This window comes from Nocardia sp. CWNU-33, assembly GCF_046764895.1.
Classification (GTDB): Bacteria; Actinomycetota; Actinomycetes; order Mycobacteriales; family Mycobacteriaceae; genus Nocardia.
The window spans coordinates 26,787-41,927 of record NZ_JBKOQN010000024.1; the positions used below are offsets into that span (position 1 = coordinate 26,787).

Sequence of the window (15,141 nt, forward strand, 5' to 3'; positions counted from 1 at the left end):
GCGGGAATGCGTCAAGCCTCTGCCCCGCCCATTCAGTCGTCAAGACCGATTTAAGGAATCACTTAATTCGCTGTTCGCGACCGGTGTGTGGTGAATCCGGCCGCCGGTTTGGGCCAGTGAGCGGCCGTGTCCGCCCCAGCGTCGCGCGATGATCTCGGCCGCGATGGACACCGCCGTCTCTTCCGGCGTCCGGCCGCCCAGATCCAGCCCGATCGGGCTGGCAAGTCGGGCGAGTTGCTCGTCGGTGAGGCCCGCCTGTCTCAGCCGGGACAGCCGCTCGTCGTGCGTGCGTCGCGACCCCATGGCGCCGACGTAGCCGATCTGCGGCGCGCGCAGTGCCACCTCGAGCAGCGGAACGTCGAACTTGGGATCGTGGGTCAGCACGCAGACGACGGTCTGCGAGTCGACCGCCCCGGCCGCGATCTGCGCGGCCAGGTAGCGGTGCGGCCAGTCGACGACAACCTCGTCGGCGGTCGGGAACCGGGCCGAGGTGGCGAAGACCGGCCGCGCGTCGCACACCGTCACCCGGTAACCGAGGAACGATCCTTGCTGGGCGACGGCGGCGGCGAAATCGATCGCCCCGAACACCAGCATCCGCGGCTGTCGGGCATAACTGGCGACGAAAACACCCATGCCCTCGCCGCGACGCTGCCCGTCCGGACCGTAGGACAGCACCTCGCTGCGGCCAGCCGCGAGCAGACCGCCTGCGTCATCGATCACCGCATCGTCGGCGCGCGCCGACCCCAGCGTGCCGTGTGCATTGCTCGGCCGGATCAACAGCCGTCGCCCTACCCGGGCGGCGTCGGGGTGCTCGATAACGGTCGCGATTGCGACCGGCCGCTGGTCGGCGATGTCCGCGGCGACCTCGCCGAGTTCCGGAAACGTCTCCCGGGAGATCGCTTCGACGAAGATATCGATAATGCCTCCGCAGGTGAGACCAACGGCGAAGGCGTCCTCGTCGGAGAGGCCGTACCGCTGCAGCACCGGATGACCGCTCCGGACGACATCGGTGGCGAGTTCGTAGACTGCGCCCTCGACGCAGCCACCGGAGACCGAACCGCCGACCGTCCCGTCCGGGGCAACGACCATGGCCGCACCAGGCGGTCGCGGCGACGAACGGAAGGTCCGCACGACCGTCGCGACCCCAGCCGTGCCCCCGGCGTTCCATGTTGTCATCAGATCCGTGAGCACGTCCTGCATAATGCGTCCTCCAGACGCTGTGTGGCTCTCGGCGCTGCGTCCACCTCCAAACTAGACTCGGATTGTGACGCCCGCCCAGCTTCGGGCCTACTCGACCGTGGTGCGGCTCGGCTCCGTCCGTGCGGCGGCCAGAGAGCTGGGGATGACCGACGCCGGTGTCTCGACGCACATCGCCCAGCTGCGCAAGGAGCTCGACGACCCGCTATTCACCCGCACGGCGGCGGGTCTGGCTTTCACCCCCGGCGGGCTCCGCCTGGCCAGCCGGGCGATCGAGATTCTTGGACTGCAGCGCCAGACCGCCATCGAGGTGAGCGAGGCGGCGCACGGCCGACGGCTGCTCCACATCGCGGCATCGAGCGCGTTCGCCGAACATGCCGCGCCCGGCCTCATCGACCTGTTCGCGGCGCGCGCGAAGGATCTCTCGGTCGAGCTGAGTGTGCATCCCACCAGCCAGTTCCGCAGCCTGATCGAGTCCCGTGCGGTGGACATCGCGCTGGGGCCGGGGCAAGACGGCACCGACACGACCCTCACCGCCCGACCGTTCCTGAAATATCAGATCATTTCGGTCGCGCGCCCGGACAGCCCACTTGCGGACGTCGCGCCGCATCCGGCGCTGCTGCGGGAGCAGCAGTGGATGCTGGGCCCTGGGGCCGGAAGTGTCGACGGGCACATCGCGACGATGCTGCGCGAGTTGGCCATTCCCGAATCACACCAGCGGATCTTCCAGAGCGATGCTGCTGCCCTCGAAGAGGTCCGCCGTGTCGGCGGCATCACCCTGACGATCGGCTTCGCCGTCTCCTCCGACCTCGCGGCTGGTCGGCTGAGCCACATCAAGGGACCCGGCCTTCAGGTATCCGATGAGTGGTGCGCGACCACCCTGCCGCCCGACACCCGCCAGCCCGCGGTGTCGGAACTGCTGCGGTTCATCACGACCCCGCGATGCATGCAGGCGATGATCCGCGGGTCCGGCGTGGGCGTGACGCGGTTCCGCCCGAAAGTGCATGTGACGCTGTGGAGTTGAACCCGGGCACCGCCGCGCCGCGCTCGCCCGGCACTATCAGTAGTGCTCTTCCCGATAGACGCCGTCGGCGTCGACGCCACAGCCCCATTCACCAAAGCTCGTGTTCGCCAGCTCCATGTTGGCGACGAAGGAACCGGCCGCTGCGAGGGTGATCCTGAACGGATCGTCGTCATCGTCGGGCAGGTTGTTCACGGCCAGCAACGGGGACTCTGCGGAGGCCAGTGCCCGCTCGTCGGCGATGAGGACGACGGTACTGTCGGGCCGGTCCTCGTCATCGCGCCCGATCCGCGCCTGGATCTGATCCGCCGTGAAGCCCGCGTAGGCGCGGTTGTCGACGACGGTGATCGACTCGTAGTGTTCCGAGCATCCTTCGAGGGCCTGGAGCAGGCGTGCCCACCCATCTGGCTGCTCGAAGGACGTCCGCACCAGGAGCGGACCTGCGGCCTCCTCCATCGTGGCGGAGGCCGGCTCGGGCTCTGCCGCCGTACGCTCGCCGGGGATGACGTGGATGAGGAAGCGGGGCTTCTTGCCGTCCGACGACCGGTCACTGGCATGGACGCGGATCAGATAGGGACCGACTCCTGCGGTGGCGAGATTCTCTTCGCGCAGAGGCGCATATCCGCTGTCGCACAGGGCAAGGAAGCCGGTCGTGGAGATCACGGTGATCTCTTCGACCTCGTCCCAGCCGCTCTCTGCTCCCGGGTCATCTCCGGCGTAGAGGGTCACGATGGGGTTCTCCAGGGCGCTTCCGGCGTCGATGTGCAGCCAGTCTTTCTCGGCCGACAGGAACCCGCGTCCGCGCGGCTGCTTGTCGGCGTCGGGGTCCATGACGGCCAGGTCGCCCCACTCCTTCATCTCGAGCGGCCGGGTGCGGCCGTCAAGACGCGGCCGGTTGGAACGCTGCATGGAGAACCCCCATCGTGCTTGTGTGCCTGCCGGTTTGGTTGGCCGATCGGGAAGGTCAGCTTCCTGATCTGCCACCAGTGCCGCCGCGGTTCGTTGGCAACATCGACGTGCAGAAGAACATGTGGGGCCACGGTATCGCCACCTGCGCACTGACCGAGATCCGCGCGCAGGTGCCCGACTACGTCTGGCGCATGAGCCTGCATGACCTCACCGCGAAGAGTTTCTGGCTGCTGATGGCCGAACGCAGCGGCGAGGACTACATCGACGCAGACCGCACGCACAGGGCAGTAGTAGACGCCGTGTACACCGACATGAACGTAGGTGCCGCTCGGCCTGGTTCCGCATGACGACCTGCTCCACCACGCGTGAGCCTCATTGGAGGTGAACGCTTTCGGCAACTCCTGCCGTGGAGTGATGGTGTTCAAGGCTTCGCAACGCTGAGATGGCGGCCGAACCAGTCGAGGGCCAGATCCGCCACCTGCTCGAGTGCGCCGGGCTCCTCGAACAGGTGCGTCGCGTGGGGGACAACGTCGATCTCGCTCGGACACGGCATTCGCAGCCGGGCCTCCCGATTGAGCTCCAGCACACGCTTGTCGTCACCACCGACGATAAGCAGCGTCGGTGTGCGGACCAGCGCCAGCCGCGGACCGGCCAGGTCGGGGCGGCCGCCACGAGAGACGACGGCCGCAATCTCGGTGCCGGGTTCGGTGGCCGCCCAGAGCGCGGCACCGGCTCCGGTGCTCGCCCCGAAATATCCGGTGGGAAGGCTGCTCAGGGCCGACCGCGTGCGCAGCCAACGGGTGACGTCGACGAGACGATGGGCGAGCATCTCGATATCGAAGACGCGGGCACGATCGCCCTCCTCGTCCGCGGTCAGCAGGTCGAGCAGCATCGTCGCGAGTCCCGCACGATTCAGCACATCGGCGACGAATCTGTTCCTCGGACTGCGCCGACCGCTACCGCTCCCGTGTGCGAAGACGATCAGAGCAGTGGCGTTCTGTGGGACGGCGAGTAGGCCCGCCAGCCGGGCGGGCTCCGACGGCACGGTGACCTCGTCGGTCCGCGTCAAATGATCGGATGCAGAGGGCGGCATCGAACACCTCCTGGTATCCGGAATACTCGACCAGTCCGTCATGTGCAAGAGGTATGGCTGTTCCGGTAAGGCACCGAGGTTGCAGTCCGCGAGGTCGAGCAGCGCGTTGAACTGTCACACCCGTTCTAGCGCCAGACCGAGGTGGGCGTCGGGTCGCGGCCGGCTAGGCCTGCGGCAACGAACGTACCGACACCGAGCACTCGCGTGGCAACGTCCACGCTCAGGCGATGGAGGTGTTTGCCGCGAGCATTCCCGCCGTCAACGCACCAGAACTGCGGCACAGCGAGCGAACTGAAGCACAGGCACTATCGGCGCGCCGGGTAGTTGTTGACCAGGCACCACCGAGCCGGAGCGGTATCCATGAGAGCGCAAAAGCACACTGACATGGTCGAATCGGCGCCCCGCGTGGCGGAAATCACCACCGCACCGATCAGCCGGTCAGGTCCATCGACGGGTCGCATAACAGCTGGAAGATGAACGCGCCGTAGGGACCCCGCAGTTGGTTACTCGCGTCATACCCCGGCGCTGGTCAGCGGCGCGGCCGATCCATCACATGACGGCGCGGTAGCATCACAAAAAAAGGTCATGACTCGTCATCAATTCGAGCCATGACGACAACCGGGCCGCACAACTGCGGTGATGGTTGCAGAGCCCCTGTGGGGCAAGGCATTTGCGGTGCGGAGCTCAGTTCCATGACTGATATTTTGGCCATGGCATGGCGAGAAGCCGCGCAGCGCGTCGGTGTAACGCTCACCGAGCGGACTCCCTTTGTGCTCGCGCATATCTACCATTCGCCCACAGCGGAGCTGAACTTCATGGTCTCGAAAGTCGAGCAACTGGACATCGAAACCGCGAAGCGCATCATGAAGGCGGCGGAGGGTGGAGTGCAGAGTCGCCTCCCAGTGGGCGCAATCGCACGAAATGTGGAGCACATCCGAAGCACGCGTAGCGCTGGCCTTGCAGCCAAAAACCAGATAAAGGTCCGGCTGCCGGAGACCCGGCAAGCTTTGGACGATCTGAAAGCGCCGCCCGCCACCGTGCGTCCGGATGCCGAATCGCAGGCATCCCCCACCTGATGTTCGTCAGTCCTTTTCTCTGGGACGATTCCGACTTCGAGGCCCAGACGATGACCGGAAAGACCGTGGCGTGGGTGCAAGGTGTCGCGATCAGCGACGCCGAGATGGAGTACGTCCGGGCGCATGATTCGGACGCTTTGGAGGACTTGTTCGTGTCCGCCCAGCCCGACGTACTCGATCTCCATCGGCCCTCCGTGGTGTGAGCCACGCAAAGCCGAGCGGCGCTGGGGTCGAGTTGCGGACCGTCAGCGACGTTCTGCGGATCACCGTCCGCCGGGCAGCGCACCTATGGCACGTCGCGCGAAGTCGGACCCGATTCCTTGGGCATGTTCCTCGAGTACTCGACCGATCTCGGAAAGCGCTTCGGGCGTGGTCATCTCGTCGTGCATGACGTCGAGTGGATAGATGGCGACGGTTCCCGCGACATGCCTGCGCCAACACCGCGCCGCTGCGTTCGGGTCCGCCTTCACGGCGCCCTCGTGGTCCCGTGCCGCGGCGAAGAAGACCAGATCGCCGTCGAATCGCCGCGGGCGATGGCACCCGACCATGCGCACTGACGCGTTGTAGGAGGCAATCCACCGCTCGAGGTCGGCGCCGGTGACGTCGAGTGTGCCCGCCGGACTGTGCCGCAGCGCCGCGGCAGCCGCCGCGGCATTCAGTTCACTCGATTCGACGTGCAAGCCGAGCAACGGACCGAACTCGTGGACGAATTGACCGGAGGTGAGCTGATCCGGTGGCTCGAGGTGTCGCGCCGCCAGATCGGTGTCGAGCAGCACCAGCCGCACATGTTCACCGGCACGTCGCAGCCGTGCCGCGATCTCGTGTGCGACGAAGCCGCCGAAGGACCAGCCCAGTAGTTCGTACGGGCCGCGCGGCGCGATCTTGCGGATCTCGTGTACATAGCGGTCGGCGTACTGGCCGATGGTCGCCGGACCGTGGTCGCCGGGTTCGGCCGTCAATGTCGGCGACTGCAGCCCGTAGATCGGGCGGCGCGGGTCGATATACGCGCCCAGCCCGGCATAGCACCAGGCCACGCCCGAGGAAGGTGCTACACAGAACAGCGGTGGCAGGTCAATGCTTCCGAGCTTGGCGCGGATCGGCAGCAGCACCTGCAGGGCCGCTCGAAGCGCTGCGGCCGGTTTCTTCGCTCCCGCCACACCCTTGTCGATGCATTCGGCCAAGCCGGCGACGGTCGGATCGGTGAACACGGCTGGAACCGCGATCTCGGTGTGCAAGGCTGCCCCGAGCAGCCGGGCTATCCGCACCGCGCCGAGCGAATTGCCGCCCAGATCGAAGAAGGAATCGTCGATGCCGATGCCTTCGATGTCGAGCACCTTCTCGAATACGTCGATGATGGTCCGCTCGCGGTCGGTGCGCGGCGCCCGGTAGGCGCGACGCGGCCCGGCATGCAGGTCCGGTGCAGGCAGGGCGGCGCGGTCGAGTTTGCCGACCGGTGTGATCGGGATGCTGTCGAGCGGGACGATGACGGCAGGCACCATGTAGGAGGGCAAAACCGAGGCGATCCGGCTGCGTACCTCATCGATATCCGGCCGTATCCCGTCGGTGGGCAGCACGTAGGAGACCAGCACGGTGGCGCCTGCCGGACCTTCTTGCCCTGTGGTGATCGCGAACTCGATATCCGGTAGCCCGGTGAGCGCGCTGTCGATTTCGCCGATCTCGACCCGTAAGCCTCGAATCTTCACCTGGAAATCGGTGCGGCCCACGTATTCCAGCGTGCGGGCGTCCGCACTCCAGCGCACGAGGTCTCCGGTGCGATACATCCGCCCGCCCGCGTCGCCGAACGGATTCGCGACGAATCGCGTGGCAGTCAGGCCGTACCGGTCCAGATAGCCACTCGCCAAGGCGGGACCGGCCAAGCACAGTTCACCGACCGTGCCCGCGGGCACCGGGCGCAGCCAGGAATCCACCACCAGCGCCGCCGCGCCGTGGATCGGGGCGCCGATGGTGACCGGCTCGTTCACGGCCAACTGATCGCTTCCGGTTGCCCAGATCGTGAATTCGCTCGGGCCGTACACATTCACCATGCGCCGGCCCGGCGCCCACTTGGTCACCAGTTCCGGACCGCATGCCTCGCCCCCGACAACGAGCACCCGCAGGTCGGGTAGATTCGCCGATTCCATGGTGGACAGCACCGATGGGGTGATCGCCATGTGGCTGACGTGTTCGTCACGCAACAGATCTTCCAGTGCCCCACCGGCATACACATCCGGACGCGCGACCACCATGCGCCCACCAGAGCCGTGTGCCATCAGCAGCTCGAACATCGAAGCGTCGAAACTCGGTGAGGCCACGTGCAGCACGCTCGCGGAGGGATCAACCAGCAGCGATTCCTGTTGGGCGGCAACAACACCTGCGATGCCACGATGTCCGATCTGCACCGCCTTCGGCGTGCCGGTGGAACCGGAGGTGTAGATCAGGTAGACGGCCTGATCCGGGTGCATCACCCCGCCGCGCTCGCTGTCGGTGATCGGCGCGGTCGAGCGGGTCACCGAGGCGGCCGCTGTGGCGACATCATCGAGGAGCAGCCAATCCACCGTGTCCGGCAGGTTCGCTCGGTGGCCGGTGGTGGTGAGACCGAGCTCGGCCCTGGTATCGGCAACCACGTAGGCGATCCGGTCGGCCGGATAGCCGGGATCGAGCGGGACGAACGCGGCTCCAGTCTTGGCGACGGCCCACACGGACACCACCGATTCGACCGAGCGGGCCAGGGCGAGCAGTACCCGGCTGTCCGGTCCGGCGCCATGCTCCAGTAGTAACCGGGCCAGCTGATTCGATCGCACGTCCAGTTCGCGGTAGGTCAGGTCGATGCCATTGCATGACAGCGCGATCGCCTCGGGCGTGCTGGTGACGACCGCGTCGAGGATCGCGGGCAGCGTCCGAGGCTCGGGCGCCGGCGGTCCCGAGACCACCGCCACGGCAGCGGCTGGACCGAGAGCGGCCAGCTTGGTCTCGGTAGCAGTTGCGAGTTGTGCCAGCAGCTCCTCGAAACGGTCGAGCAGCCCGGCAGCTTCAGTGGTATCCATGACGCCCCCGCGATACTTCAACGTCACCCGCAGCGTTTCGGTCCGCTCGCCTTCGGCGTCGCGCTCACGGCCGGGCACTACTTGCAGGCACAGCGGATAGGGCGTGTTGTCGGTGGCGGTGACATCGAGCACCCGCATACCCGCGATGTCCGGCGCCTCGGCCAGTGTCGCTCGATCGAGCGGGTAGGACTCGAACACGGTTGCGGTGTCGAACAATTCGCGGTGGCCGATGGCATGCTGGATGTCGGCCAAACCGGCGTGATGATGGTCGAGCAGCGCGGCCTGCTCGGATTGGATGCGGCACAACAGTTCGGCGACGGTCAGGCCCGGCTCCAGCCGCACCCGGACCGGAACCGTGTTGATGAACAGGCCGATGGTCGATTCCACGCCGGCAAGCTGCGGTGGGCGACCAGAAACGGTGACGCCGAAGACGACATCGTCGCGGCCGGTGCGAGCGTGCAGGATCAGCGCCCATGCGGCCTGCACAGCGGTGTTCACGGTGACGCCGAGTGTCCGGGATAGCTCCTGTAACCCCGCCGATGTTCGCACGTCGATCTCGCGCGACAGCTGCCCGGCCGCCGCTGCGGCAGGACCCGCCGCAGCGGCCAGGGTCGGCGCGTCGATCCCCGCAAGGGCGGTGACCCACGCGTTTCTGGTCACCTCTGCGTCCTGTGCCGCGAGCCAGGCAAGGAAATCCCGATATGACGGCGCGGCAGGCAGTCCGCGCGCATCGCCGTTGGTCGCGTACAGGGTCAGCAGTTCCCGCACCAGCAGCGGGGTCGACCATCCGTCCAGCAGGATGTGGTGGTTGGTCAACAGCAACCGATAGGTCTCGGCGCCGAGCCGGATCAGGTGCAGTCGCAGCAGCGGCGGATGCGCCAGATCGAAGCGAATTTCCTTGTCCTCGGCGATAATTCGCTGGTATTCCGCGTGTGCCGAATCCTCCGGCAGCCACGCAAGGTCGGTGGTGCGCCAGCCGATCTCGGTCGACCCAACGACAAGTTGCCGAGGCCCGCCGTCGGCGGCGACGAACGCCGTCCGAAGACTGTCGTGGCGGGCCAGCAACGCGGCCGCAGCGCGGCACAGCCGATCAGCGTCGACGGTTCGCGCCAACGACAGCACGATCTGCACCACGTAGTCGTCGACGCCGTTGTCGAATGATGCATGGAAGTACATTCCGAACTGCAGTGGCGAAAGCGGCCACACATCGGTCAACGCCGGGTAGCGCCGCTCCCAGCCGTCGATATCCCGCTGAGTGGTGGCGGCGAGCGAGAAGTCCGACGGGGTGTGTCCGCCCGCCTCGGCCGTTTCAGCATGGCGGCCCAGTGCACCGAGCGCCTCGACCCAGAGGTGCGCTAGTGCCTCGACCTCGTCCGTGCCAAGGATCTCGGCGGCGAAGGTCCAGGTGGCGGTGATCTCGTGGCCGTCGGACAGGGCATCGACACCGACCACCGCGGGCAGTGGCATCGCATCGTCCTGGGTAACCGCGAACGGCTGGCCGGAACAACCGGATATCACAGGGCGGGGCAGCCACGGTCCCGATAACCCCTGGGTAGGGACCCGGCCGAGATAGTTGAACCCGACCTGCGGCGCGGGCCGGTCGGCCAGCACGGTCGCCGTGCCGGGGTTGAGGTGGCGCAGTAGACCGTAGCCGATGCCGTTGTCCGGCACTGCGCGCAACTGCTCCTTGATTTGCTTGATCGCCCGGCCTGCATGCGAGCCACCGGCGAAGGCGTCGTCGATATCGATCCCACTGAGGTCGAGGCCGACAGGGAACACCGTGGTGAACCAGCCGACGGTGCGGGCGAGATCGGCCCTCGGTGCAGGTGTATCCCGCAGTGCGACAGCTGGACTCGCGGCGGCATCCGCCGGGTTGGCACTCGGCCCCGGCGCAGCGCCTGTGCCGCCGCGGGCTGCCACATTGCGGGCGGCATCCTCCTCACGGCCGTGGCCTTCCAGCGCAACCAGCGTGCATGCGGTCTCCACTGCACCGCGTTCGGCTCGCCAGCGGGACACCGCCAACGCGAGTGCGGTCAACAGCACGTCGTTGGCGCCACCGTGGAAGCGTTCCACCGCAGTGCCGAGCACGGCCGCCGTGATGTCCGCGGGCACCCGGATATCGATACGACCCATGGTCGCTACGGTGTCGCGAACCGGATCCAGCTGTCGCACATCGAGATCGGCGTGCGGCAGGTCGAGTACTTCCTGCCAGTAGGGCAGTTCGGCGACCCGGACCCGGTGTACCGCCTCATCGGCCATTGCCCGCGCCCAGCGGCGCAGCGAGGTACCGACCGGTTCCAGCACAGGCGGCCGTCCCGAAATCAGCTGCCCCCACGCGTTTGCCAGGTCCGGCAGGATGATCCGCCACGACACCCCGTCGACCACCAGGTGGTGCAGCACCAGCCACAACGAATCGGGTCGGTCCCCACCGCGTTGCAGCCACACCGCCCGCACCATGTCGCCCGAGGCCGGATCCAACTCGTCGGCGGCGAGTTGCAACTCCCGCGCGGCCCAGCTGCCGTTTCCGGCAGCAGTTTCCTGGGCGGCATGTTCGCCGCTGTCGTCACCCGATCGACACGAAATGCCCAGGCTCGGAAGCGCTTCCCGACCGGCAACCCCGTCCGGTGCGGCGGCGGGCCCGCGGTCGGACTCGGAGCGATCGACGTCGGCGTCGATGCGGCTGTGCCGCAACACGGATTCGGCACGCACCATGCCGACCGGCTGAGTGACCATTGTCCATGTTTCGCCGGTCCGGGCCAGCCGGGACCGGAGCATGTCGTGGTGGTCGATGACCGCCTGCAAGGTGGCGCTCAGAGTGGCACGGTCGATGCCCGATGGGAGCTCGACGAGCACCGCTTGGGCGAAACGGGCGAAGTTGCCGTGCGCCAGCACCTCGTCGGCGATCGGCATCGGCGCTATCACGCCGATGCCGCCGCCGGGCAGCTCCTCCAGTATCGCTGCCGCACCGGCCACCTCGGTGGCGACGGCGGCCAGGCCGGCAACGGTCTTTCGCTCGAACACATTCCGCGCGGTGAAGGCCAGACCGGCCGCATTCGCCCGCGCGACCAGCTGTACTGCGACGATGCTGTCGCCGCCGAGCGCGAAGAAGCTCTGCTCTGCTCCCACCTCGTCCAGGCGCAGGACCTCCGCGAACAATCTGGCGAGCAGGTGTTCGCGCGGTGTCGCCGGCGGTCGCGAGACCTGGTCGCGCGCACCGAAATCCGGAGTAGGCAGTGCGGCGCGATCCACCTTGCCCGCAGTGGTCAGCGGCAGCTCGGCGAGCAGCACCACGGCCGAGGGCACCATGTACTCCGGCAGGAAATCGGCGACGAAGACCCTCAACTCGACCGGGTCCGGCACGGTCTCCGACTTGGGCGCCACGTAGGAGACGAGCACAGTGCCGCCGGCCGGTGTGGTAGCGGGGACAGTGACCGCCATCGCCACCTCCGGATGCCGCTCCAGGCAGCTGTCCACTTCGCCTGGCTCGATGCGCAGGCCGCGAATCTGCACCTGCAGATCGCTGCGGCCGAGGAATTCCAGCTCGAGGCCGCGTCCGTGGTCGGCCCACCGCATCATGTCACCGGTGCGGTACATCCGTGTGCCGGGCGCGGCGAACGGCGCGGCCACGAAACTCGCCGCCGTGAGGCCGCATCGGCCGAGGTAGCCGCGGGCCAGGCCGGAGCCGATCAGGTACAGCTCACCGGCGGCGCCCACCGGGACGGGACGTAGTCTGCGGTCGAGAACGACGGCCGTCATCCCGGGCATCGGCCCGCCGATCGCCATCGGGGCATCCTCGTGCATGGGGTCGGGCATTGTCGCGGCGATGGTGGCCTCGGTCGGCCCGTAGCTGTTCACCAGGCGAACCCGGAAGGCCCACCGCGACACCAGGTCTACCGGGCAGACGTCCCCACCGACGACCACCGCACGCAGTGCGGGCACCTCGTCGGGGTCGATCGAGGCGAGCACGGCCGGGGCGACCGAGAGCTGGGTGACCTCGTTGCTGCGCAGCACCGCGGCGAACTCCGGTCCCGCGTAGGCCTGCGGCGGCACGATCACCGAGGTGGCGCCGGAGGCGAAGGCTGCGAGCAGTTCCTCGATGGAAGAGTCGAAACTGGGCGAATCCGCGTGCCCGAGCCGGGATGTCGCGTCGACGTTCAGCGCACGGCGCGACTCGGCGACCAACGTTGCCAGTCCGCGATGGGAAACGGCCACGCCCTTGGGCAACCCGGTGGATCCGGAGGTGTAGATCACGTACACGGTGTTGTCGAGGCGGATCGGGGCGCGGCGGTCGGCGTCGGTGATCGGGGCCGGATCTTGCCGTGCGCACAGTGTTTCGACGCGCGCGTCGTCCAAGTCGAGCCAATCGATGCCGACGGACAGTCCTGCCTGCGCCTCGGTGACGGTCAATCCGAGGACCGCGCCGCAATCTGCGAGCATGTGGGCGATCCGATCTGCGGGCAGCATCGGGTCGATCGGGACGAATGCCGCGCCGGTTTTCGCCACCGCCCACACCGCGAGTACCGACTGCACGGACCGTCCGATCACGATGGCGACCGTGCGTTCCGGGCCCGCACCGCGCGCGATGAGCACCCGGGCGAGCCGAGTCGATTGCGCATCGAGTTCGCTGTAGGTCAGCTGTGTTTCGTCCGAGACAACGGCGGTGCCGTGCGGATTACAGCGTGTACCCAGTGCGAGCAGCTCCGGGAAGGATTGCGGCGCAACCGGTTCCGCCCCCCGCACGGACGTCAGCTCGGTGTACTCGCCGGAGTCGAGCAGTTCGACCGACGACACCGGCCGCTGCGGCCCGGCCGCGAGGAACCGGTGCAGGTAGCCGACGAACCGTTGATGGTGGCGTGCCAGCTCCGCCTCGGTGTAGAGATTCGGGTTGGCTTGGAAATCGATATTGGCGCTCTCGCCGCCGATGCCCGGATACAGATTGACGAACAGGTCGTCGATGATCCCGGAGGTGAGCACCCGCAGCCGACCAACGGCTTCGCCGAGGACCACTTTGGTATCGAGCGCCATGATGTTGATCGAGGGGCCGAAACTCGCGGCTTGATCGCTGGCATAGCCGAGGTCTCGGAAGATGTCTTCCTGGCGATAGCGTTGCCTGCGTAGCGCACCGGTGAGCTCATGCTGCGTGGCACGGATGGCCGCGCCGACCGTGATTTCCTCATCGATGGCGATACGCAGCGGCACCACATTGGCCACCATGCCGCCGGAATGACGCAGTGCGGCGGTGGTGCGCGCCGAAACGGGCAGGCTCAGCAACACATCGTCACTCTCACTGTCCCTGGTGCCGCTCGTGACTCTGGCGAGATACGCCGCGAACGCGGCGACCAGGACCGGCGCCGGGCTCGAGTTCGCCGCATGAGCCACCGATTCGAGCAGCTCGGCGGTTTCCTCCGGCAGGGTTGCGCTCACCAGCAGTGGATGCGCGTCCGCCACCGCCACCGCGCCGGAAAGGCTCACCGCGGTCGGTGCCCCGTCCAGCCGCTGGGCCCAGTACGCACCATCGGCGCGAAAGCGCGCGGAATCGCGGTAGGCGGCGTCGGCAGCGACGATGTCGGTCAGGCACTGCGCCCGCGACGGTGGCTCCGGCGTTCCGTTGACTGCGGCGGTGTAGAGCTCGGCGATCCGGCCGACCATCGTTGCGGCCGCGTAGCCGTCCAGCGCGATGTGGTGGATCCGGCAGTACCACAGCCAGGTGTCGTCGCCGATACGCAGACCGGCGCCCTTCACCAGGCGGTCGTGCAGGAGATCCAGCGGCGCGGTGTAGTCCGCGTGCATCCATTCTCGGGCCGCTCGCATCGGATCCGGTTCCGCACGCAGATCAATGATCGCCTGCTCGGTCTCCATCGTCGGGTCCACCGCCTGGTACGGAATGCCGTCGATCTCGATCAGACGCAGGTAGCCGGTGCCGAACTCACGTCCGGCGCGACAACTCGCAGCGATCATTGCCTCGAGGTCGATGTCGCCGATGCTCTCGATGTACTGAGCCATGGAGATCGGCACCGACCCGGCGATCTGCTGCGCGAACCAGATGCCACGCTGCGCCGCCGAAAGCGGAAACGGACCGGCCGCCATATCCCGTGTCGTCGTGGGATCGGTGTCTACATCCGCCGGTCGGTGCCGCATTGTGTTCCTCGCTCGAGCTATTCCTTGCCCCCGACCATCGGGTGCAAGGACGCTCCCGCAAATCGCTGCATTCGAATCTCTCGCTGCACGCGTATCACATCCTGACGCCACTGTCCGGATGACGTTCCAAGGGGTGCCGTATCCCTCACCATGTGGGGCATACGACCTGCCTGGACCGAATCCCGTCTACCAGTGAATCGTGCCACCGATCTTCACGTGTTACACGACAAAACGAAATGCGATGCTCGAGAAGTTCACCTCCGACGCCGAAATGGCCGAAAAAATGTCGCAGAGATCTGGGCTCGACCTAAAGGTGAGGTTTATATTTCCCGGTGTCGACCTGCGGCATGACCAGTAGAGGCTTACGCCGCCAAAGAGGTAGCCCGTCGCGAATTCACAGAGAGAATTCGTCGACCACAGCATCAACGCAGTGTGTGTGTGATTCCCTCACGCATGCAACCCGCCACCGAAGCGCCCCCTCTGGCATGAATCTGCTCAATGAGTTCTGGGTCATCGACATCAGCAGGTACGCAATCGGGTGCGAATTATCGGGGGCACTGCGCATTCCCTGGAAAAACAAACACAAAGTGCCCGATTCGCACCGCCTTTCATTATTCGAGTCTTGGCCATCGGCTCGAGGGTTCGCTCCAATTTCCCGGAATC

At 66.9% G+C, this 15,141-nt stretch carries 7 protein-coding genes and 1 pseudogene; 4 read left to right on the forward strand and 4 right to left on the reverse strand.

The features are described 5' to 3' along the window. Positions 1-39 precede the first annotated feature (39 nt). On the reverse strand, positions 40-1,200 hold the full coding sequence (locus ACLMAL_RS27335) for an XdhC family protein (protein WP_412001695.1): 1,161 nt from the start codon (positions 1,198-1,200) through the stop codon (positions 40-42). A 64-nt stretch (positions 1,201-1,264) separates the two neighbouring features. Between ACLMAL_RS27335 and ACLMAL_RS27340 the strand changes: the two genes are divergently transcribed. Next, on the forward strand, positions 1,265-2,221 hold the full coding sequence (locus ACLMAL_RS27340) for a LysR family transcriptional regulator (RefSeq protein WP_412001696.1): 957 nt from the start codon (positions 1,265-1,267) through the stop codon (positions 2,219-2,221). Positions 2,222-2,257: 36 nt separating this feature from the next. Here the strand turns inward: ACLMAL_RS27340 and ACLMAL_RS27345 are convergent, their stop codons facing one another. After that, positions 2,258-3,127, reverse strand: coding sequence for a DUF6924 domain-containing protein (locus tag ACLMAL_RS27345; protein ID WP_412001697.1), 870 nt, complete (start codon positions 3,125-3,127; stop codon positions 2,258-2,260). 14 nt (positions 3,128-3,141) lie between these two features. On the opposite strand from ACLMAL_RS27345, the gene ACLMAL_RS27350 reads away from it, so the two are divergent. Next, entirely contained in the window at positions 3,142-3,474 is a 333-nt protein-coding gene (locus tag ACLMAL_RS27350) for a hypothetical protein (RefSeq protein ID WP_412001698.1), read from the forward strand. A 74-nt stretch (positions 3,475-3,548) separates the two neighbouring features. On the opposite strand, the pseudogene ACLMAL_RS27355 reads toward ACLMAL_RS27350, so the two are convergent. After that, a pseudogene (locus ACLMAL_RS27355) lies at positions 3,549-4,202 on the reverse strand (dienelactone hydrolase family protein); the annotation flags it as partial. Between the two features lie 710 nt (positions 4,203-4,912). Between ACLMAL_RS27355 and ACLMAL_RS27360 the strand changes: the two are divergent. Beyond that, positions 4,913-5,296, forward strand: coding sequence for a hypothetical protein (locus ACLMAL_RS27360; protein ID WP_412001699.1), 384 nt, complete (start codon positions 4,913-4,915; stop codon positions 5,294-5,296). Beyond that, positions 5,296-5,499, forward strand: coding sequence for a suppressor of fused domain protein (locus tag ACLMAL_RS27365; protein ID WP_412001700.1), 204 nt, complete (start codon positions 5,296-5,298; stop codon positions 5,497-5,499). Before ACLMAL_RS27360 ends, ACLMAL_RS27365 begins: the two co-directional genes overlap by 1 nt. Before the next feature lie 60 nt (positions 5,500-5,559). Here ACLMAL_RS27365 and ACLMAL_RS27370 read toward each other — a convergent pair whose 3' ends face one another. Next, the gene (locus tag ACLMAL_RS27370) at positions 5,560-14,478 is read right to left on the reverse strand and encodes an amino acid adenylation domain-containing protein (RefSeq protein WP_412001701.1); all 8,919 of its coding nucleotides are present in this window, start codon (positions 14,476-14,478) and stop codon (positions 5,560-5,562) included. Positions 14,479-15,141: the final 663 nt, after the last annotated feature.